Below are 19,695 nucleotides of genomic sequence, written 5' to 3'. Positions count from 1 at the left end.
ATCACGAAAGTACTTATCAAATTTATGACAAAATTAGCTGTAAGTTTAATCGTTATATAAAAAAATAAATAACGAAAGTGGCTTTAAGCCGAGCCAAAAACCAAAATAACGGTGGAAATAATTGATCTAGCGCAATCTTTCCCCCTGATTAACTCTAATGGGTAATTATGTTTTTACTCATTATTGAGTATTTAATGTCACTAAATTAGGGAAAACATTTAGTGATAATACGAATAATAACTATCACTATTTCATTTTCCCGGCAAGAGCAGCCGGACTTTATCTGCTAAACCGCATAAATAAGCGGGAGTGGGGGAAGTATTTTGCAATACGGCACGCAATGGTGTCCGCAATGTCAAAGGTATCAGCATGGCTAATTTGTCACGGCGTCGACTGCTTTCAGGGCAATGGCGTCGCAATTCTGGCAATACGTCTTCTATTATCCGACCGCCCTGGTCGGTTGATGAGGCTGACTTTACCGCTGGCTGCACCCGTTGCCATGCCTGTGTTACCGCTTGTGAAACTGGCGTACTCATTGTCGGAAGTGGCGGTTTCCCCGAGATAGATTTCCAACGTGCAGAGTGTACTTTCTGTCGCCGTTGCGTAACCGCCTGTGAGGCATCGGTTTTTACCTCATTGGATGACGCACCTTGGCAATGGAAAGCCACTTTTTCGCCGAGTTGCCTGCCGTTTAACGGTATCGAATGCCGAAGTTGCCAAGACAACTGTGAAAGCCGGGCGATTGCATTCTCCCCGCGTTTGAGTGGCATTGCCCAACCAGAATTAGACGTTATCGCCTGCAACGGATGCGGTGCCTGTGTACCGGGTTGTCCGGTGCAGGCGGTGACACTTACCCGGAGCGAAAATGGAAGATAAAGAGTGGCATGTTTGTGGTCTGGTGGTGCAAGCCAAACCGGAACGCATCCCGCAGTTAATCGACGATCTACTTGCGATCCCGGGAACCGAGATACCAACCAGTGATATTCCATTGGGAAAATTGGTGGTGGTAATGCAGGCAGCGCGCTCAGACGTGCTCCTGAAGCAAATTGAGTCAGCACGCAATCTACAGGGTGTGTTGGCGGTATCGCTGGTATATCACCAGCAGGATGAGCAAGGTGAGGAACAAGCATGAAACTCAGTCGCCGAGACTTCATGAAAGCCAATGCCGCAGTCGCTGCTGCGGCCGCTGCGGGTTTGACCATTCCAACTGTGGCTCAGGCCGTAGTGGGTGGAACAGAAACGATTAAATGGGATAAAGCACCTTGCCGATTCTGTGGTACCGGCTGTGGTGTGTTGGTGGGGACACAAAATGGTCGCATCGTCGCATCGCAGGGCGATCCTGAGTCGCCGGTCAACCGAGGGTTGAATTGCATCAAAGGCTATTTCCTGCCGAAAATCATGTACGGGAAAGATCGCCTGACTCAACCGCTGTTACGCATGAAAGACGGTCAGTACGATAAAGAAGGCGAATTTACCCCGGTAAGCTGGGAAAAAGCCTTCGATATCATGGAGCTGAAATTCAAAAAAGCGCTGAAAGAAAAAGGCCCAACCGCTGTCGGGATGTTTGGCTCTGGTCAGTGGACCATCTGGGAAGGCTATGCGGCGTCTAAGTTGCTGAAAGCGGGTTTCCGATCGAATAACCTCGATCCCAATGCTCGTCACTGTATGGCATCATCGGTTGTTGGCTTTATGCGTACCTTTGGTATGGATGAACCAATGGGTTGCTACGATGATATTGAGCAGGCCGATGCTTTCGTGCTGTGGGGCTCCAATATGGCAGAAATGCACCCTATTCTATGGTCACGTATGACCAGCCGCCGCTTGACCGATCCCAACGTCAAGATCGCCGTTTTATCGACCTTTGAGCATCGCAGTTTTGAATTAGCTGATAACCCGATCGTTTTCACCCCGCAGACCGATTTGGCGATGATGAACTATATCGCCAATTATATTATTCAAAATAACGCGGTTGATCAGGATTTCTTGGATCGCCACGTTAATTTCCGCCTTGGTGCGACCGATATCGGCTATGGTTTACGTCCGACTCATCCGTTGGAAAAAGCGGCGAAAAACCCTGGCAGTGATGCGTCCGAACCGATGAGCTTTGACGATTTTAAAGCCTTTGTCGCCGAATATACGCTGGAAAAAACTGCCAAAATGAGCGGCGTGCCGGAAGATCAGTTGGAAGCATTAGCGCAACTGTATGCCGATCCGAAAGTGAAACTGGTGTCCTACTGGACAATGGGCTTCAACCAGCACACACGCGGCGTCTGGGCCAATAATATGTGCTACAACCTGCACCTGTTAACCGGCAAAATCTCCAAACCGGGCAGTGGCCCATTCTCCCTGACTGGGCAGCCTTCTGCCTGTGGCACCGCCCGTGAAGTCGGGACATTCTCCCACCGCTTGCCAGCAGACATGGTGGTGACCAATGAAAAACATCGCCAAATTGCTGAAACCAAATGGCAGCTACCCGCCGGAACCATTCCAGAAAAAGTCGGTTTGCATGCTGTAGCGCAAGATCGTGCGCTGAAAGATGGCACCCTTAACGCTTATTGGGTGATGTGCAATAACAATATGCAGGCTGGGCCGAATATCAATGAAGAGCGGATGCCAGGCTGGCGTGATCCACGCAACTTTATTGTGGTTTCTGATCCTTATCCCACTATCAGTGCGTTGGCCGCCGATCTGATTTTACCGACTTCCATGTGGGTGGAAAAAGAGGGGGCTTACGGTAACGCCGAGCGCCGCACCCAATTCTGGCGTCAGCAAGTACCGTCACCGGGTGAAGCTAAATCTGATTTGTGGCAGATGGTCGAATTTTCCAAGCGCTTCAAAGTGGAAGAAGTGTGGCCAGCGGAACTGTTGGCCAAGAAACCGGAATACCGTGGCAAAACGCTGTTCGACGTGTTGTATGCCAATAATGAAGTGAATAAATATCCATTAAGCGAGATCCCGACAGACCAGCTTAATGACGAAGCGCGCGATTTTGGCTTCTATATCCAGAAAGGGTTATTCGAAGAGTATGCCGCTTTTGGCCGTGGTCACGGTCACGATTTGGCACCTTTTGATCGTTACCATCAGGAACGTGGCCTGCGCTGGCCAGTGGTCGACGGCAAAGAAACCCTGTGGCGTTATCGTGAAGGTTTCGATCCTTTTGTCAAAGCCGGTGAGAGCGTGCGTTTTTATGGCAAGCCAGACGGCAAAGCGGTGATTTTTGCTCTGCCTTATGAGCCAGCGGCAGAAAGTCCGGATCAGGAATATGACCTGTGGCTGTCAACTGGCCGGGTGCTGGAGCATTGGCATACGGGTTCCATGACGCGCCGAGTTCCGGAATTGCATCGTGCTTTCCCTGAGGCGGTGTTGTTTATTCACCCGCTGGATGCCAAAGCGCGAGATTTACGTCGTGGCGATAAGGTCAAAGTGATTTCTCGCCGTGGTGAGCTGATTTCGCTGGTAGAAACTCGTGGACGTAATCGCCCACCGCAGGGGCTGGTATTTATGCCGTTCTTTGATGCGGCACAGTTGGTCAATAACCTGACTCTGGATGCCACCGATCCGTTATCCAAAGAAACCGACTTCAAAAAATGTGCGGTGAAACTGGAAAAGGTTTAACCCTGATTGCTGGTTTGTGGCCCGCAGGCTCTGATACTGCGGGCGCAGGCCGAACCAAGGGTACGATGAAGTGTCTTTCGGGAGCCAAATAATGAAAAATAAAATTGTAACGTCGTTTAATTGTGGATTGGTACTGTTAGTACTGATTTTGTGCGGAGCGGCATATGCTGCCAGCAATGTTGAAATGGATCTCAGCCAGTCACCGGAAGTGTCCGGCACGCAGGAAGGGAAAGTGAAAATGCCAAAGCAGCAACAGCGTATGGCATTAAATTACGTCAACCAGCCACCGATGATTCCGCACAGTGTTGATGGCTATCAGGTAAGTAAAAATACTAACCGCTGCTTACAATGTCACGGTGTGGAACATTACCGTACCACCGGTGCGCTGCGCGTTAGCCCAACGCACTTTACCGACCGCGATGGCAAAGTTTCCAGTGATGTTTCACCGCGTCGCTATTTCTGCCTGCAATGCCATGTCCCACAAACGGACGCTGCGCCGATTGTGGAAAATACCTTCCAGCCTGCTCCTGGCTTTGGCAAATAACCGAGGTAGTTATGACTGACGTGAAAAAACCGGGTGTTATCCGGCGGTTATGGCAGTGGTGGCGTAGACCGAGCCGCTTGGCACTGGGAACCTTGCTACTGATCGGCTTTGTCAGCGGAATTATTTTCTGGGGTGGTTTCAATACTGGTATGGAAATGGCCAATACAGAAAAATTCTGTCTGAGTTGCCATGAAATGAAAGACAACGTGTATCAAGAGTATCTGGGCACCATCCACTACAGCAACCGTAGCGGTGTGCGAGCGACTTGCCCGGATTGCCATGTCCCACATGAGTGGGGCCCGAAAATGCTGCGTAAAATCAAAGCCAGTAAAGAGCTGTACGCGAAAACTTTTGGTTTGATCGATACGCCGCAGAAATTCGAGGCACACCGCTTAACGATGGCGAAAAGTGAATGGGCGCGGATGAAAGCCAATAACTCGCAAGAATGTCGTAACTGCCATAATTTTGACAATATGGATTTCAGCGCACAAAAAACCGTGGCGGCGAAAATGCATAATACGGCCATTACCGAAGGTAAAACCTGCGTCGATTGCCATAAAGGCATTGCGCATAAGTTACCGGATATGCGGGAAATTCCTAACGGTTTTTAATTGACTGAAAGCGTCGTAATTTATTTGCAAACACCCTGTGAGCGTAGGCTGGCAGGGTGTTTTTTATTTGCAAATTTTTAGTCACTGACGTTAGCTAGCAGGATTGAAACTCGTTATTTAGATAAAATGGAAATATTTTATGTCAGTGAAGGTCGTGAATATTCAGAAACAGCTGTTATCGGATAATTGGTATGTACTCAATAAGTACGCTTATGACCTGGAAAGGAACAATGGCGAGTGGGTACACCAAGAGCGTGAAGTGTACGACCGGGGGGACGGAGCCACCATTTTGTTATATAACCGCCGCAAGGGCACGGTGATCTTAATTAACCAATTCCGGATGCCAACGTATGTTAATGGCAATGAAAGCGGCATGTTATTAGAAACATGCGCAGGCCTGTTGGATGCTGATTCTCCTGAAGAATGTATTCGTCGTGAAGCGGTTGAAGAAACCGGTTATCAGGTGGGTGACGTGGAAAAACTGTTTGCGGCCTATATGTCTCCAGGGGGGGTTACCGAGCTGGTTCATTTCTTTGCCGCAGAATATCAGCCTGAACAGCGTATCAATGCCGGAGGCGGTATTGACGACGAAGATATCGATGTTATCGAGCTGCCGTTCAGTGAAGCCATCACAATGATTGCCGACGGGCGAATTAAAGATGGCAAGACCATCATGCTGTTGCAATATGCACAAATTCAGGGCTGGTTGAACAAATAGGTTATCTTTGCTGCGTTTGACGGGTAAACCAAGTTATGTAAGTGAGTTAAGTGCAAAATGTTGCGAAGAGTTTGGCCTGCTTCATAGTTTGAGCTAAATCACTCACTATACTGGTTCTGTTCCTGGTTTTACCTTCTCAACATATAAAAGCAAAAGGGATCCTACAATGGACGAACAGTTGAAACAAAGTGCTCTGGATTTTCACCAATTTCCTACGCCGGGGAAAATTCAGGTTTCGCCAACCAAACCGCTGGCCACGCAACGGGATTTAGCCTTGGCCTATTCACCGGGGGTTGCGGCGCCTTGTCTGGAAATTGCCGCCGATCCTTTGGCTGCCTATAAGTACACGGCACGCGGCAATCTGGTCGCCGTTATTTCCAACGGCACTGCGGTGCTGGGGCTGGGTAATATTGGTGCGCTGGCCGGTAAACCGGTCATGGAAGGCAAGGGCGTCCTGTTCAAAAAATTCTCGGGTATTGATGTTTTCGATATTGAAGTAGACGAACATGATCCCGATAAACTGATCGACATCATTGCCTCACTGGAACCGACTTTTGGCGGTATCAACCTGGAAGACATCAAAGCGCCTGAGTGTTTTTATATTGAGAAAAAACTCCGTGAACGGATGAAAATTCCGGTATTCCACGATGATCAGCACGGTACGGCCATTATCTGTACCGCTGCGGTACTGAATGGTCTGCGGGTGGTTGAGAAAAATATCTCCGATGTTCGTCTGGTGGTCTCCGGTGCCGGTGCCGCTTCCATTGCCTGTCTGAACTTATTGGTTGCATTGGGGCTGAAACATCACAATATTACGGTTTGTGACTCCAAAGGCGTGATTTATCAAGGCCGTGAAGCCAATATGGCTGAAACCAAAGCCGCCTATGCTATCGCCGATAACGGCCAGCGCACCTTAGGCGATGCGATTCCAGATGCAGATATTTTCCTCGGCTGTTCCGGCCCGGGTGTCTTGACGCCAGATATGGTGAAAACCATGGCACCTAATCCGCTGATTCTGGCGCTGGCAAATCCGGAACCGGAAATTCTGCCACCGCTGGCCAAAGCCGTGCGTCCTGATGCAATTATCTGTACTGGGCGTTCGGATTATCCGAATCAGGTTAACAACGTATTATGTTTCCCGTTCATCTTCCGTGGCGCGCTGGATGTTGGCGCAACAACCATTAACGAAGAAATGAAACTGGCCTGCGTACACGCTATTGCCGATCTGGCATTGGCCGAACAAAGTGACGTTGTGGCTTCTGCCTATGGTGAGCAGGATCTTTCGTTTGGACCAGAATACATCATTCCAAAACCCTTCGACCCACGTTTGATCGTCAAGATCGCACCAGCGGTTGCCCGGGCGGCAATGGAGTCCGGTGTCGCGACTCGGCCTATCGAAGATTTCGATGCTTATGTCGAGAAACTGTCAGAGTTTGTTTATAAAACCAATCTGTTTATGAAACCGATCTTCTCTCAGGCCAAAAAAGAGATCAAACGCGTAGTGTTAGCGGAAGGGGAAGAAGAACGGGTATTACACGCTACTCAGGAGTTGATCTCTCAAGGATTGGCCTTCCCGATACTGATTGGCCGCCCGAGTGTTATTGATATGCGGTTGAAAAAATTGGGGCTACAAATTGTGGCTGGTATCGATTTCGAAGTGGTCAATAACGAATCCGATCCGCGCTTTAATGAATACTGGCAGGAATATTATCAGATCATGAAACGTCGTGGTGTTTCTCAGGAACAGGCGCGTCGGGCGGTGATCAGCAATACAACGGTAATTGGTTCGATCATGGTACACCGTGGCGAGGCCGATGCCATGATTTGTGGCACTATCGGCAATTATCATGATCATTATGCGGTGGTTGAGAAAGTATTTGGCTTCCGTGATCAGGTACATGTGGCGGGTGCGATGAACGCATTGCTATTGCCGACGGGTAACACTTTTATTGCCGATACTTATGTCAATGATGATCCTACGCCGGAAGAACTGGCGGAAATCACCCTGATGGCGGCAGAAACCGTGCGTCGTTTCGGTATTGAGCCAAAAGTGGCGCTGGTTTCTCATTCCAGTTTCGGCACATCGGATTGCCCGTCTGCTCGCAAAATGCGTCGTACGCTGGAGTTAGTCAACCAAATGGCTCCACAGTTGGAAATCGACGGTGAGATGCACGGCGATGCCGCCTTGGTGGAAAGTATTCGTCACGATTTAATGCCAGACAGCCCGCTGAAAGGTGCGGCCAATGTGCTGATTATGCCGAATATGGAGGCCGCTCGTATCAGTTACAACCTGCTGCGTGTGACTTCATCGGAAGGCGTAACCGTCGGGCCGGTATTGATGGGCGTGGCGAAACCGGTGCATATTCTGACGCCGATTGCTTCCGTGCGCCGTATTGTCAACATGGTGGCGTTAGCGGTGGTTGAGGCACAAACTCAGCCGCTGTAATCTTTCCTACATCACCAGAATCAAGTGCAAGCCTTTGTCCCGTTGGGGTAGAGGCTTGGGGTTAATGACAAAGTGCTCGTTGCGGTGAAAACCGGTAGATCGTCAAGACACCGTCAATACGTCCTTGTCGGCTCGTTCCACGCCATCCCTGGCGCGGACGCTTGACTCTTCTACCGGTCTTCCCCACCAGAGATCGCAGGATCGCGGTTTGTCAGCCGTCTGAGCCTTTGTTCCGTGGGACAGAGGCTTTTTTGATCAATATTGCCCTGCGCTGCTCGGCAGCATCGGGCAACGAGGGGGCGAGTTAGACGGTGTTTTTCTTTGCCTGTTGTAACCATTTATCCAGTTCATTGGCAAATTGCTGACGATCGCGCTGATGCAGTGTATTAGGGCCACCGGTTTGAATGCCGCTGGCACGCATGGTATCCATAAAGTCACGCATATTCAGGCGCTCACGGATAGTATCTGGCGTATAGCGTTCACCGCGAGGATTCAAGGCAATACCACCTTTTTCAATCACTTCAGCAGCTAATGGAATATCGGCGGTAATCACCAAATCACCGATCTCAACCCGTAGCACGATTTCGTTATCTGCCACATCAAAACCCGCTGCAACCTGTAATGTGCGGATAAACTTCGATGGCGGCGTTTTTAACGGCTGATTGGCGACTAAAGTGACCATCATGCCTACGCGGTCAGCGGCGCGAAACAGCACTTCTTTGATGACGTTGGGGCAGGCATCTGCATCGACCCAGATTTGCATTAGCGGTTCTCTCCATTGTCATTTGTGACCCATTCTCTTACCGGCAGAAAATCGCTGTATAGCGCGGCTTCCGGGCTACCAGCTTCAGGCTGATAATCATATTCCCAGCGTACTAGCGGTGGCAGCGACATTAAAATGGATTCGGTTCGACCACCGGTTTGCAGGCCGAAAAGCGTCCCGCGATCCCACACCAGATTGAACTCGACATAGCGACCGCGACGATAAAGCTGGAATTGGCGTTCCCGTTCGCCCCAAGCGAGCTGTTTACGACGTTCGACAATCGGCAGATAGGCGGTTGAGAACCCCTTGCCGACCGCCTGGATGAAAGCAAAACAGGTCGCAAAATCGGGTGTGTTCAAATCGTCAAAAAACAAGCCGCCGATGCCGCGAGCTTCTTGTCGATGTTTGATATAAAAATACTCATCGCACCATTTTTTATATTGGTCGTACAGGTCATCACCAAAAGGCTGGCAAAGATTTTTAGCGGTCTGATGCCAATGCACGGCATCGTCCTCAAAACCATAGTAAGGCGTTAAATCAAAGCCGCCGCCAAACCACCAAACCGGTTGCTCCCCAGGTTTTTCGGCGATAAAGAAACGCACATTGGCGTGGCTGGTGGGAATATAAGGGTTAAGCGGATGGATAACCAGTGAAACGCCCAGAGCCTGAAAACTGCGCCCTGCGAGTTCAGGGCGGTGAGCGGTGGCCGACGCAGGTAAGGTGGCACCGGAAACATGGGAAAAATTGACACCCGCCTGTTCAAATACTGCACCATTCACCATCACCCGACTGCGGCCGCCACCGCCTTCTTCCCGTTCCCATTGCTGCTCGGTAAAACTGGCTTGCCCATCGGCCTGTGCCAGCTTGGCGCAAATATCATCCTGTAGGGATAAAAGAAACGTTTTTATAATGTTGATATCAGGTGTATTCATCGAAATTATATTCACTGGTTTGGGAGTTTTTCAGGCGCTAGTATACCTCGATTCGGCGCTATTGTTGTACCGTCAGTGTGGGTTCCCGTTATCAACGTTCGTCGGTGGAAAAATACAAATCAGTATTAGGCTCTGCGGGGCTTATGGTTCTAGCACATTGATAATCATCGCGCTAATTGGACACTATTTTTTCAATAACGTCCTAAGGCATCAATTTAATATTGCGTGTACGGATAATCCCGCGATAATCAGAGTATAAACTTTACATTCATAGCGGCGAACAGTGATGGAAATTCGCGTATTTCGACAAGACGATTTTGAAGAAGTGATCACTCTGTGGGAGCGTTGTGATTTATTGCGGCCATGGAATGATCCTGAGATGGATATTGAGCGGAAACTCACTCATGATCCCGATTTATTTTTGGTGGCAGAGGTTAATGGTGAGGTAGTCGGTTCAGTGATGGGCGGCTATGATGGCCATCGCGGTGCGGCTTATTATCTTGGTGTTCATCCCGACTATCGTGGTCGAGGCATTGCCAATGCGCTGATCAGCCGGCTGGAAAAGAAACTCATCGCCCGGGGCTGCCCGAAAATAAACATTATGGTGCGCGACGATAATGACGCAGTGCTGGGGATGTATGAAAAGCTGGATTACGAAATTCAGGACAGCATCATGCTGGGCAAACGGCTGATTGTTGATCAGGAGTATTGAGGGTTTATATTGTTGGATTTAAAGAGTATTGGTTTTAATTTCACTTTTAATTCAATAGCACCACTGGCCGAAATGACCGAGCAATAGATAAGGTGATTTTGGCCTTTATCTCAAAAATTTCAGCCGCCAACTTTTCTGTTTTCTGCTGTTTTTCTCTCCTAAAAAAGATCTTATTGGTCGTAACTTATCCACACGCAGCAATAAAATTTTTCTCCACACTCTTGCCACAGTTAGAAATAAATAGAGTGCAGAATAGCGACGATCCGCAAGCGTGGCTTCCCGTCACAAACTAAAACGTTTAATACCAAAGGCGAGGCTGATGCCTGGGCAAAAATGGTTGAGTCGGAAATGGCTCGCGGCGTGTGGCTTAGTCGTAGCGAATCGGAATTGACAACGCTATATGACTCGCTTGTGGGTTATGAAAATGAAATTGTCGCCAATAAAAAGGGAGCGGTGCAAGATAGGTCTATTATCCGTATCTTTAAACGGCAACCATTAGCCAGATGCTATATGGCCAGTACTCGTAGTGCCGATGTTGCCAAATTAAGAGACGAATGGTTAAAAGACTATGCGCCGGCCACGGTGCTACGCCGCCTATCTCTGCTTTCTCACTTATTTAATATTTCCCGCAAAGAGTGGGGAATGGAAAGCCTGATTAATCCACCTGATCCGCAAACCCCAACCCGATAATGCACCTACACGGTGTATAGCGGTCGAGGCTGTGCTATCTGTAGACGAATCAGATAATGAGGTTAAAACGCCAAGAAACAGCGCTCAGGACGAAATCGAGCGGATTATTACCAATACTCAATCTCCGATATTGCCATCAGCGGTTTGCCGGGCGTTGGAAACGGCCATGCGACGTGGTGAGATTGTTGGGTTACGCTGGAAATATGTCGATTTAAAGCTGCGTGTCGCTCACTTGCCTAAGACAAAAAATGGCGATTCGCGTGATGTGCCGCTTTCTTCAAAAGCGGTAGCAGTATTAGAAAAGTTAAAGATTATCGCGGAGGCCAGGGAAGAGGGCGAGAATTCAACTGATGACCGGGTATTTAAAGCCCGAGTAGACGCAATAAGCTGTGCATTCGATAGAGCCAGAAAGCGTGCCCGTAAACTGTATGAGCAAGAGTGTGCTGCTTCAGGAAAGAAAGCCAACTCAGATTATTTACTGGATTTGCGATTCCACGATTTACGCCATGAAGCCACGTCACGCCTGGCTGAAATCTTTCCCATGCACGAACTCACAAAAATAACTGGCCACAAAGACCCTAGAATGCTGATGAGATACTATCATCCTAGGGCAGAGGATTTGGCGAAGAAGTTGGTTTAAATATTTCCATGTATTAAATAATGTTAATATGTGTATACTTGGTTAAACATGGTGTTGTATAGAAACCTATATAAGTTGTAGAGGCAGAATGAATGCTACTATGTAACCATACACAAAAATCAGTACCCTACAGTATCACTTCTGGTTTTGATTTAAATTTAACTCAACAAATGAATAGTGAATGGTCTGGTTATAAGGGGATTATAGCTCAAGAAATTCTTACTAACTTCCCAACATTTAACCAAGATCCAACAATTCGGAACCAAGTTGTTTCTGATTATAACATCGGTGATTTTGGCTGGGATTGGAATCGTAAGATTTTTTTCTGCAATACTATTGATTATCTTTGGTTTTATTTGATTGCTGATAATAAAGTTCAGTCTGCTTGTATAATTTATCATCCAAAACAAAGTCATTTTGATAACAAGCCAATTTTCTATATAGATTATATAGCATCTGCTAACTGGAACAGGTCACGTCCAGGTTACTCAGCACAATTTAAGAGAACGGGTACTTTACTCATAGAGCATGCGATTAAGTATGCAAATAAGAATTGGGGATATCGGCCAGGTTTTTGTCTTCATTCTCTTCCTGACGCAGAAGGTTTTTATTCTCATTTAGGAATGCAAGACTTTGGAATCGATCCGAGTAAAGAAAACTTACGTATTTTTGAAGCTCCAGAGGTAATTGCCTGCAAATTGGGGGGGATAGCTCATGCATAATAATGATGACGATTTCAAGGTATTACCTCAAAGTGGTTCGAAAATAGAAGATGTAATACTAAATTTTGATAAATTGTTGAAAAGTAAAAATTTAAAAAGGATATTAAGCGACAAGCCTTCTAATGAGGGGGATTCCGGTTTTCTTTATAAATTAGCTCTCAATATAAGTAATAATTCAAAAAAACTGTATCGGAAGAGAGATGATGCCAATTTTGATATTATAAATACTTGGTTTTCTATCATAGAAAATAAAGCTATTAACTATCGATTTAATAGTGATTTTAAAAAAAATGGAAATATCAGTTTTGATGATTTAAGTAATATTGCTAAATTAAGTTTAGACGAAAGTTCAATTCATTGGATTGATGATTTCTTATTAAATAATTATGGAGTTATATTAATAATAGAGCGTGCATTTACCGGTATGAAACTAGATGGATGCAGCTTTTGTCTACTTGATGGAACACCTGTTGTAGCCTTGAGCTTAAGATACTCTAGGTATGATAATTTTTGGTTTACTTTAATGCATGAATTATCTCATGTTTGTTTGCACTATGAGCAATTGACTACACCTATTCTTGATGATTTAGATATAACATGTGACTCTGAAATAGAGGTTGAAGCTAATAGAGTTGCTGCTGATAGCTTAATACCTAGAAAATATGCACGAACTGTATATAGACTAAAAGACTCCCCTAGTGATCTATTATCAGTCAGTAATAGTTTAAACCTACATCCTATAATTGTTGCTGGTGCGATCAGGAATAAGTTTAAAAACTATTATATATTCTCTGAGTTAGTTAACTCTATTAATATACGAAAGGAATTAGGGATTGATGACTAAATATATTCCGTTTTTAAAAGCTAAAAGCAATGAGGTATTAGCATTATCAGAATTATCTGGTGATATATTAAATAAGGTCAAGCCTTTTTTTGATTTACCTAGAGAAAGTAAAAACCAAAGTGAAGATGTGATTTTAAGAAAAATAAATACATTTAATAAGAGTCTAAGTAAATTTTATGACTGTAAAGAACCTATTGAGTTTTATCTTGATAATTATGATTTAGATGAAGATATTTTAATTAATGGAAATGAACAGTACCGTTATATTTTAGGTTTTTTTGGTGAATATAATATTATACCGGTTGTTGGATTAGACCGGAATGAAGAGCACAATGAAGCTGTTTTTGAATATATCCATAATCACGGTGGTAAGGTCGCGTTCAGATTATCATATGAAGATATAGATAGTTATACTATAACTAAGTTGTCAATTAGTCCTATTTGGCGAAAACTAAAAAATCTTAGTGTAAATGAAATCCATTTATTGATAGACCTTAGATATATATTGCCTACTGATGTAAGTAAGTTGACGCATAAAGTGGCATCTTTCTTGAAAAGTATTACTAAAGATTATCCGTTTGAAATGATTTCAGTTACGGGATCAACTATTCCTGCAAATATAGCTGAAATATTAACGACATATGAAAGCAAAGTTATTACAAGAAGTGAATGGAAAATATGGAGCAACTTAATTAAGGATAAAGAAACTCCTCTCATGGTATACGGCGATTATGGTATTGTTAGCCCTGATTATTCAGACTTGGATATTGATCCTAAGTTAATGAGAAAAGTGTCTACGCCTAAGGTATTCTATACTTTTGAAGGTAATTATCTAGGTGTAAGAGGTGGTTCTTTCCAAAATGATCCTGACGGGAATGGACAATATTTTAAAATAGCTACTACTATTGCTGAACAGCGTTTTTTTAGAAATATAACTGATTCATATGGTGAGAAATATACTCATCAGCGTAGTGACTTTTCAATTAAAAAACCTGCTAAGGCTGGTAGTCCAGGCTCATGGATTAAAGCTATGTTAACATCACATATTACTTATATCGTACGAAGTCTTCCTTGATGATTCTCTATTCATTATGGCGCTTTGAATAGCATTTAAAGCGTCATCTTTTCGCAGAATATCGCCTATTTTGTTAGCTAAGTCATTTCTTGTATCAGAAGACTTTATTTTTAATTTAGATGTATATGCTATATTTTTAAGTTCATCTTTCCATAGCATCATAAGAGCTTTTTCTTTGCAGAAGAATGGATTGCTTCTTGCCCCTCTTTTATATCTTAGCTTTACTACATCTGAAATTTCTTCAGCAACAATAATACCCCAAAATGAAGGAGTATTCTTTAATGCCCAAGGCATATGATTGGCTGTAGTTACTAAGGTTATTTTATCAAAAGAAGTATTGTAAAAATTAGATTGAACCAATACTCTACTTACTGAGTCAGTTTCTCCTTTTATTTCAAAGCAATGTAAGTGGCTATAAATGGCAACAACGTCAGCAATCGCATTTCCGTTATGTACATGCAACTCTTCCACAATGCTAGTTGGAGATGGTTTTTTTTTGGAAAGAAAATCTATTAAATTTTTTCTTATTAAAGAGTCGTTTAACATTAAAATTACCTTCTATTCTATACGCCGAATTTTAATATTAAAGTTATGTTAAGTCAACTGATATGTTGGTTTTGTTGAATATATAATATTATTCTACTTCAGTTTGTTAAGTAGGTTTTAACTATTATTAAATACTTAATATATCACTTCAAAATATAATGTATATCAGTTTAGTGTTTACATTTTTTTAATCTCCCCATCTGGATATTTTTTAACCCATACCCCATTAACCTTAACTGGTTCCGGCAATCCAAGATCTCTATTCTCTTGAGCTGCCTTGGCCACTGCTGCGGCCATCAGCCTGTTGGCTTCTTCTCTGCCAATTAGGTCGATAATAGACTTTGCCATATTGTTCTCCCCTGAAGGTTAATAGATACTAACCTAGCACTGTTTAGTATAAATACAACCCGATAGGAGCGACATGGATACTATTTCACGAGAGCCTACAACTGTAGCTGTCATGCTGGTTGAGGAGTTTATGAACCCAACCAATATTAGTCAGCCTATGCTTGCTGAAGAGCTTGGACTTTCTATTGAGCGGGTTAGGGCGATCTGTGAAGGAACTGGTCGGATAAAAAATTGTATTAGCTCAAACTCGACCTGACCCTATTACATCACAGAGCTATACCTAATCTGACAGGCTGCTCTGTGCCAGAAGCGGATGTTGCTCAAAAATATCCTACTTCTGTATAAGCAATTCAACGCCTTCAGGATTTACTCAAAGTTTGAGATCTAAGGTTCACAGCTAAGCGTGATATTAATCACACTAGTAAAGACCATACACATTAAGGTGAATTTGTTAATTGTATATTCTTTAAGTTTTGCTATGGTAATGATGGTTTATGGGCAGATTTTGGATCGCGTTTCGCGATCAGTGAAAAAAATGTCCGATAGGATTGCCTTTCAGGGTCTCACGTTCTCCGCGCTACTCGAGGTTCTTGTCAAGTTTGCGTAAGAGTGCCCATAAACCATTTTTCAAGGTGATATAGTGAAAAGACTACAATCATTGAAAGAAGCAAAAACAAAGCCTGATTTGGCTAAACTATTAGGAATCAAGCCGTCAGCGTTCACATACAGCCTATATGTATTAAAACCTGAAAATCAATATACTCAGTTTAAAATATCAAAGAAAAATGGCGGTGAAAGGATAATAAACGCTCCTAACGGAATATTGAAGATGATTCAGTCATCTTTATCAGGACTGTTACTCGATTGCTTAGACGAAATTATTCATAATAAGTTTCCAGAGTCAGAACTAGCAAGGCAGAAAGCAAAAAATTCAAAAATATTAAAGATAAAATGCTCTAGTGCCGAAATAAAACAACCTTCGCTATCTCATGGATTTGAAAGAAAGCGTTCGATTATAACAAATGCAATGATGCATTTAGGTAAGAAGTATGTTTTTAACATAGACTTAGAGGATTTTTTTGGGAGTTTTAACTTCGGTAGAGTTCGAGGCTTTTTCATAAAAAATAGAAATTTTTTACTTGATCCAGAAATTGCCACTGTAATTGCTAAAATTGCTTGCTGCAATAATGAACTCCCCCAAGGTAGCCCTTGCTCCCCAGTAATTACCAATCTAATCACTCATTCTTTAGATATTAAACTAGCTGCAATAGCAAAAAAAAATTCATTTACATATACGAGATATGCTGATGACATTACATTTTCAACAAGAAAGAGCGACTTTTCTTCTTCTATAGCAAAAAAACAAAATAACAAGTATGTTATTAGTAAGAGAGTTAGAAATGAAATAATTCTTTCAGGCTTTATAATTAATGAAAGCAAAACAAGAAATCAGTACAAAGACTCAAGGCAAGAAGTAACAGGTTTGGTTGTAAATAAAAAACCTAATACAAAAAAAGAATATTGGAGGCTTGTACGCGCTCAGTGCAATCATTTATTTAAGAACGGTGAATTTGTAGAAATAATTGATAGTAAAGAAACAAAAGGGAATATCAATCGCCTTGAAGGAAAGCTTAATTTCATAGATCAAATCGATCACTACAATCGACTACGCCAAGGTGAAAAATTAAATCCAAAATACCATTTAAAAAAAGACGCCATTAAAAAAGGCCAAGCCAAAAGCAGGCGTTGCTTACATAACTCAAGAGAAAAAACATTTAGTAAATTTCTATTCTATCGTTTGTTTTATGGTAACAACTTACCAACAATCCTTACGGAAGGTAAAACCGATAATGTCTATTTAAAGGCAGCAATACATAAACTAGCCTCATTATTCCCCAAACTGGCTGTAGTGAAAAGCGCAAGTTCCCCGTATAAAATACTTACAAATTTTATTGATTATAATGAGCGAACAAAATATTTACTGGAACTCTATGGCGGCGCTGATTATTTAAAGGATTTTATTATTCATTATAAAAATAACTTTAATTACTACAAAGCTCCAAAACCATCTAATCCAGTAATTATATTTGTTGATAATGATAGCGGCCCAAAAGACTTGATCAATTATGTCAGTAAGATTAATGATATCAAAATTTCCCCAACAGGATTAATGGATATCCGGTCTTCTGAATTTGTACATATTTTTCATAATCTCTACTTAGTGCTTACACCTCAGATTAAGGGATATGCGGAAACTGATATAGAACATTTTTTTACAGATACAGATAGACTCAGGCCGCATAAAGGAAAAGTTTTCAATACCGCTTCAAAACGTGATCCTGATAATGACTTAAGCAAGGAATCATTCGCGACGCATATTGTTCATGCCAAAAAGCATGATATTGATTTTAGTGGATTTACAAGTCTTCTAGAACGTTTAGAAAAAGTTATAAACCATTATGATACTGTTAAAGAATAGTATGACGTGCTGCTCTTTCGATTCACATTTCATTCACTTCACGTATGTCAATACATAGCATTATAATTACAGAAAAATCAGTTGAGTACAGCTAACAACTGATTTTTCACTATTCAGCCACCATGTCCGCTGTAATTCTTAAGTCCGTTTCTGGCACGGAGCGGACGTTACTGACATATATCGAAGGTGGGTTGCCCCACCTTCGATAATCAAATAGTATATAATAGCCTTTTTAAAATAAATACTAACGCTTACTCTAAATGTTTTACTTTAGTAATTGAACCAAGCGGATGAAAGTCTGGTAAATATGTTTTAATTTGCCCATCAGCTAATAAATAATGATTCGCGGCCTCTTGAAATACATTCCTAGATAGAGGATGTAAAGCGTTAGGGTTATGGTAAACCTCAAGACCTTCACTCCACTGCTCATGGTAGGAAGGAGAGTCGACTTCCAGGCTAAATGATTGAGGCCTTATTGCATTGACATCATGATTAATTCTAAGTCCCGTCCTAATCATCTCCGAACCTTCAGGTGCAAATTCATTTAGAAGTCCCATACGATTGAACTTTCCAAATGATGCATCATTAGAGAAAATCACAGCGCTAATATTTTCCGCTTCTGGAAGATTAAAAAAACCTGAAGGTATTACTTTTTTTCCCCAAGTATGCTCTTCGATCTTAACAGGAACTATTGTCACACTCCCACTATCGTCTACTTTGGCCTCATGTCTGTACCCATAAAGATAATATGGTAATGATGCCCTGGAATCTTTACCGGAAGCAGGACAGAGACAGTCTGTGATAGCAAAAACTAAAGGCTTATCTTTGCAAGCTGGCTTTTCCCAATACTTTTTTTTAAGTTTTGAAAAAAGAGCACTTCCATATTTTATAGGATAATAGTTATTCTTTATATCCTCCAAATCTTTTAAGTTGTGATATTGTGGCAATTCTTCATCTTTACCCTCTATTATTGAAGGGTTGACAGTTGTAGCTTCTATGCAAAATTCACCATGGAAGCTATCACAAATAAAGTCAGGAATAGCTTCTTTCTGATTGAATGTTATATCATTTTCAGTCAAAAGAGCGAATAGATACAGCTCCCATATTCGTTGATTAAAACCTGTTGTCTGAAATTGCTCTACAAAATTACCATCGGTATCTTCATACCAACGCATCATGGGTTCAATAATATTCTTTGCAGAAGCAAATAATGAATTAGATACCAACTCATTGAAAAGAGGAGATAGTTTGTTTTTTGTTTTTATTAGTGGAATAAAAAAATCAACCGGGGCCTTATGAATCCCCCCTTGCAATCTTTCCTTATCAATATTTTCATGTATTTCTAGTATTTTGGTCAACAAGGCGGATTCAGAAAGAGCAAAATTTTCATTCCATTCGGAATTATCAATAAAACGGTATCGTTCAGATTCATCACGCGCCATTAATATCCCGAAAAAATCTTTATCTGTGTAATCTTGTATGATGCATGAAACAATACTTTTGTCTTCAGTTTCATACCAAGCGATCTCCCTGCCAAAGGTTTTTGCCCGAGGGTCCCTCGCATACGCCGCTAGAGAATCAAATCTGGACTGCTTTATTTTTCTAATATTCATTTTAGATTGATGATTTTCAGGGAAAAAGTAATGCTACTATTTATTAAGAAAGATACAAGCGCTGTTTTGCATCATGGATTTTTTTGATAAAAATATGGACGCGTGACTTATTCTTCTTGGATTACTGCGGCTAATCTAGGCACTTTCGTAGTGCTACCACGAATCATTCGTTAAGAAGGTTAGATGTCTCTTTCTCGCTCACAACCGACAGTCAGACTTGATTGTGTTCTTTCCGAGAAAACTGTCAGGTCGAGTTTGAACTAATACAGATAAATGCTAAGGAAATATCACTGCTAGCAGCATTCTTCGATACTAATCCCGAGTTTTGGTTTAACGTCCAGGATAACCATAAGCGGTGGGTATTACGAAATAAAAAACCAGCGTCTGATTGCTACGC

Annotated in this window: 20 protein-coding genes; 15 read left to right on the top strand and 5 right to left on the bottom strand. The window is 42.8% G+C overall.

Annotation, left to right across the window (positions count from 1 at the left end; translation table 11 throughout):
• The first annotated feature begins 369 nt into the window (after positions 1 to 369).
• From napF to maeB, 7 genes are all read left to right on the top strand, one after another.
• On the top strand, positions 370 to 876 hold the full coding sequence (napF, locus tag DJ39_RS14840; RefSeq protein ID WP_038241420.1) for a ferredoxin-type protein NapF: 507 nt from the start codon (positions 370 to 372) through the stop codon (positions 874 to 876).
• Positions 866 to 1,132: a chaperone NapD gene (gene napD, locus DJ39_RS14835; RefSeq protein ID WP_004722290.1), complete on the top strand. Its 267-nt coding sequence runs from the start codon at positions 866 to 868 to the stop codon at positions 1,130 to 1,132. The genes napF and napD overlap by 11 nt, the downstream gene beginning before the upstream one ends.
• Positions 1,129 to 3,615: a nitrate reductase catalytic subunit NapA gene (gene napA / locus DJ39_RS14830; protein WP_038241422.1), complete on the top strand. Its 2,487-nt coding sequence runs from the start codon at positions 1,129 to 1,131 to the stop codon at positions 3,613 to 3,615. The genes napD and napA overlap by 4 nt, the downstream gene beginning before the upstream one ends.
• Before the next feature lie 91 nt (positions 3,616 to 3,706).
• A complete protein-coding gene (gene napB, locus DJ39_RS14825; protein ID WP_004722287.1) occupies positions 3,707 to 4,159 on the top strand; it encodes a nitrate reductase cytochrome c-type subunit in 453 nt (150 codons plus the stop codon).
• A gap of 11 nt (positions 4,160 to 4,170) precedes the next feature.
• A complete protein-coding gene (napC, locus tag DJ39_RS14820; RefSeq protein WP_004722284.1) occupies positions 4,171 to 4,770 on the top strand; it encodes a cytochrome c-type protein NapC in 600 nt (199 codons plus the stop codon).
• Positions 4,771 to 4,909: 139 nt separating this feature from the next.
• Positions 4,910 to 5,488, top strand: a complete 579-nt coding sequence (gene nudK / locus DJ39_RS14815; protein WP_004722282.1) for a GDP-mannose pyrophosphatase NudK — start codon at positions 4,910 to 4,912, stop codon at positions 5,486 to 5,488.
• A gap of 166 nt (positions 5,489 to 5,654) precedes the next feature.
• Entirely contained in the window at positions 5,655 to 7,934 is a 2,280-nt protein-coding gene (maeB, locus tag DJ39_RS14810) for an NADP-dependent oxaloacetate-decarboxylating malate dehydrogenase (RefSeq protein WP_004722278.1), read from the top strand.
• A 304-nt stretch (positions 7,935 to 8,238) separates the two neighbouring features.
• Here maeB and DJ39_RS14805 read toward each other — a convergent pair whose 3' ends face one another.
• Together DJ39_RS14805 and hemF are read right to left on the bottom strand one after the other, a co-directional pair.
• Entirely contained in the window at positions 8,239 to 8,697 is a 459-nt protein-coding gene (locus DJ39_RS14805) for a YaiI/YqxD family protein (RefSeq protein ID WP_038241425.1), read from the bottom strand.
• Positions 8,697 to 9,629 (bottom strand): oxygen-dependent coproporphyrinogen oxidase, encoded by a 933-nt coding sequence (hemF, locus tag DJ39_RS14800; RefSeq protein WP_004723402.1) that lies wholly within the window; start codon positions 9,627 to 9,629, stop codon positions 8,697 to 8,699. The genes DJ39_RS14805 and hemF overlap by 1 nt, the downstream gene beginning before the upstream one ends.
• 286 nt (positions 9,630 to 9,915) lie before the next feature.
• Here hemF and DJ39_RS14795 point away from each other — a divergent pair, with 286 nt between their 5' ends.
• The 6 genes from DJ39_RS14795 to DJ39_RS14775 all read left to right on the top strand — a co-directional run bounded on the left by DJ39_RS14795 (position 9,916) and on the right by DJ39_RS14775 (position 14,312).
• On the top strand, positions 9,916 to 10,341 hold the full coding sequence (locus tag DJ39_RS14795; RefSeq protein ID WP_038251517.1) for a GNAT family acetyltransferase: 426 nt from the start codon (positions 9,916 to 9,918) through the stop codon (positions 10,339 to 10,341).
• A gap of 333 nt (positions 10,342 to 10,674) precedes the next feature.
• Positions 10,675 to 11,031, top strand: a complete 357-nt coding sequence (locus tag DJ39_RS18490) for a hypothetical protein (protein WP_230596542.1) — start codon at positions 10,675 to 10,677, stop codon at positions 11,029 to 11,031.
• Positions 11,032 to 11,125: 94 nt separating this feature from the next.
• Positions 11,126 to 11,671 carry a site-specific integrase gene (locus tag DJ39_RS18485; protein ID WP_230596546.1) on the top strand — a complete coding sequence of 182 codons (546 nt, stop codon included), beginning with the start codon at positions 11,126 to 11,128 and terminating at the stop codon, positions 11,669 to 11,671.
• Between the two features lie 92 nt (positions 11,672 to 11,763).
• On the top strand, positions 11,764 to 12,393 hold the full coding sequence (locus DJ39_RS14785; protein ID WP_038251516.1) for a hypothetical protein: 630 nt from the start codon (positions 11,764 to 11,766) through the stop codon (positions 12,391 to 12,393).
• Positions 12,386 to 13,237, top strand: coding sequence for an ImmA/IrrE family metallo-endopeptidase (locus DJ39_RS14780; protein WP_004723277.1), 852 nt, complete (start codon positions 12,386 to 12,388; stop codon positions 13,235 to 13,237). Before DJ39_RS14785 ends, DJ39_RS14780 begins: the two co-directional genes overlap by 8 nt.
• The gene (locus tag DJ39_RS14775) at positions 13,230 to 14,312 is read left to right on the top strand and encodes a beta family protein (RefSeq protein ID WP_069971737.1); all 1,083 of its coding nucleotides are present in this window, start codon (positions 13,230 to 13,232) and stop codon (positions 14,310 to 14,312) included. The genes DJ39_RS14780 and DJ39_RS14775 overlap by 8 nt, the downstream gene beginning before the upstream one ends.
• Here the strand turns inward: DJ39_RS14775 and DJ39_RS14770 are convergent.
• Both DJ39_RS14770 and DJ39_RS18040 read right to left on the bottom strand, forming a co-directional pair.
• Positions 14,277 to 14,858, bottom strand: a complete 582-nt coding sequence (locus DJ39_RS14770) for a sce7726 family protein (protein ID WP_038251514.1) — start codon at positions 14,856 to 14,858, stop codon at positions 14,277 to 14,279. The genes DJ39_RS14775 and DJ39_RS14770 overlap by 36 nt on opposite strands.
• A 177-nt stretch (positions 14,859 to 15,035) precedes the next feature.
• Entirely contained in the window at positions 15,036 to 15,206 is a 171-nt protein-coding gene (locus tag DJ39_RS18040) for a hypothetical protein (RefSeq protein WP_154294743.1), read from the bottom strand.
• Between the two features lie 73 nt (positions 15,207 to 15,279).
• Here DJ39_RS18040 and DJ39_RS14765 point away from each other — a divergent pair, with 73 nt between their 5' ends.
• Both DJ39_RS14765 and DJ39_RS14760 read left to right on the top strand, forming a co-directional pair.
• A complete protein-coding gene (locus DJ39_RS14765) occupies positions 15,280 to 15,462 on the top strand; it encodes a hypothetical protein (RefSeq protein WP_050777627.1) in 183 nt (60 codons plus the stop codon).
• A 384-nt stretch (positions 15,463 to 15,846) separates the two neighbouring features.
• Positions 15,847 to 17,685: a retron Ec67 family RNA-directed DNA polymerase/endonuclease gene (locus DJ39_RS14760; protein ID WP_004723280.1), complete on the top strand. Its 1,839-nt coding sequence runs from the start codon at positions 15,847 to 15,849 to the stop codon at positions 17,683 to 17,685.
• Between the two features lie 251 nt (positions 17,686 to 17,936).
• On the opposite strand, the gene DJ39_RS14755 is transcribed toward DJ39_RS14760, so the two are convergent.
• The gene (locus tag DJ39_RS14755) at positions 17,937 to 19,298 is read right to left on the bottom strand and encodes a hypothetical protein (RefSeq protein WP_004723281.1); all 1,362 of its coding nucleotides are present in this window, start codon (positions 19,296 to 19,298) and stop codon (positions 17,937 to 17,939) included.
• Positions 19,299 to 19,695 lie beyond the last annotated feature (397 nt).

The organism is Yersinia ruckeri ATCC 29473, assembly GCF_000754815.1.
Lineage (GTDB): Bacteria > Pseudomonadota > Gammaproteobacteria > Enterobacterales > Enterobacteriaceae > Yersinia > Yersinia ruckeri.
The sequence above is the reverse complement of the archived record's forward strand: the minus strand, read 5'-3'. Positions and strand labels throughout refer to the sequence as shown.

Bases quoted from the DNA above. Each gene is read 5' to 3' on its own strand.
- napF (WP_038241420.1), top strand. From the start codon at position 370: ATGGCTAATTTGTCACGGCGTCGACTGCTTTCAGGGCAATGGCGTCGC.
- napD (WP_004722290.1), top strand. From the start codon at position 866: ATGGAAGATAAAGAGTGGCATGTTTGTGGTCTGGTGGTGCAAGCCAAA.
- napA (WP_038241422.1), top strand. From the start codon at position 1,129: ATGAAACTCAGTCGCCGAGACTTCATGAAAGCCAATGCCGCAGTCGCT.
- napB (WP_004722287.1), top strand. From the start codon at position 3,707: ATGAAAAATAAAATTGTAACGTCGTTTAATTGTGGATTGGTACTGTTA.
- napC (WP_004722284.1), top strand. From the start codon at position 4,171: ATGACTGACGTGAAAAAACCGGGTGTTATCCGGCGGTTATGGCAGTGG.
- nudK (WP_004722282.1), top strand. From the start codon at position 4,910: ATGTCAGTGAAGGTCGTGAATATTCAGAAACAGCTGTTATCGGATAAT.
- maeB (WP_004722278.1), top strand. From the start codon at position 5,655: ATGGACGAACAGTTGAAACAAAGTGCTCTGGATTTTCACCAATTTCCT.
- DJ39_RS14805 (WP_038241425.1), bottom strand. From the start codon at position 8,697: ATGCAAATCTGGGTCGATGCAGATGCCTGCCCCAACGTCATCAAAGAA.
- hemF (WP_004723402.1), bottom strand. From the start codon at position 9,629: ATGAATACACCTGATATCAACATTATAAAAACGTTTCTTTTATCCCTA.
- DJ39_RS14795 (WP_038251517.1), top strand. From the start codon at position 9,916: ATGGAAATTCGCGTATTTCGACAAGACGATTTTGAAGAAGTGATCACT.
- DJ39_RS18490 (WP_230596542.1), top strand. From the start codon at position 10,675: ATGGTTGAGTCGGAAATGGCTCGCGGCGTGTGGCTTAGTCGTAGCGAA.
- DJ39_RS14785 (WP_038251516.1), top strand. From the start codon at position 11,764: ATGCTACTATGTAACCATACACAAAAATCAGTACCCTACAGTATCACT.
- DJ39_RS14780 (WP_004723277.1), top strand. From the start codon at position 12,386: ATGCATAATAATGATGACGATTTCAAGGTATTACCTCAAAGTGGTTCG.
- DJ39_RS14775 (WP_069971737.1), top strand. From the start codon at position 13,230: ATGACTAAATATATTCCGTTTTTAAAAGCTAAAAGCAATGAGGTATTA.
- DJ39_RS14770 (WP_038251514.1), bottom strand. From the start codon at position 14,858: ATGTTAAACGACTCTTTAATAAGAAAAAATTTAATAGATTTTCTTTCC.
- DJ39_RS18040 (WP_154294743.1), bottom strand. From the start codon at position 15,206: ATGGCAAAGTCTATTATCGACCTAATTGGCAGAGAAGAAGCCAACAGG.
- DJ39_RS14765 (WP_050777627.1), top strand. From the start codon at position 15,280: ATGGATACTATTTCACGAGAGCCTACAACTGTAGCTGTCATGCTGGTT.
- DJ39_RS14755 (WP_004723281.1), bottom strand. From the start codon at position 19,298: ATGAATATTAGAAAAATAAAGCAGTCCAGATTTGATTCTCTAGCGGCG.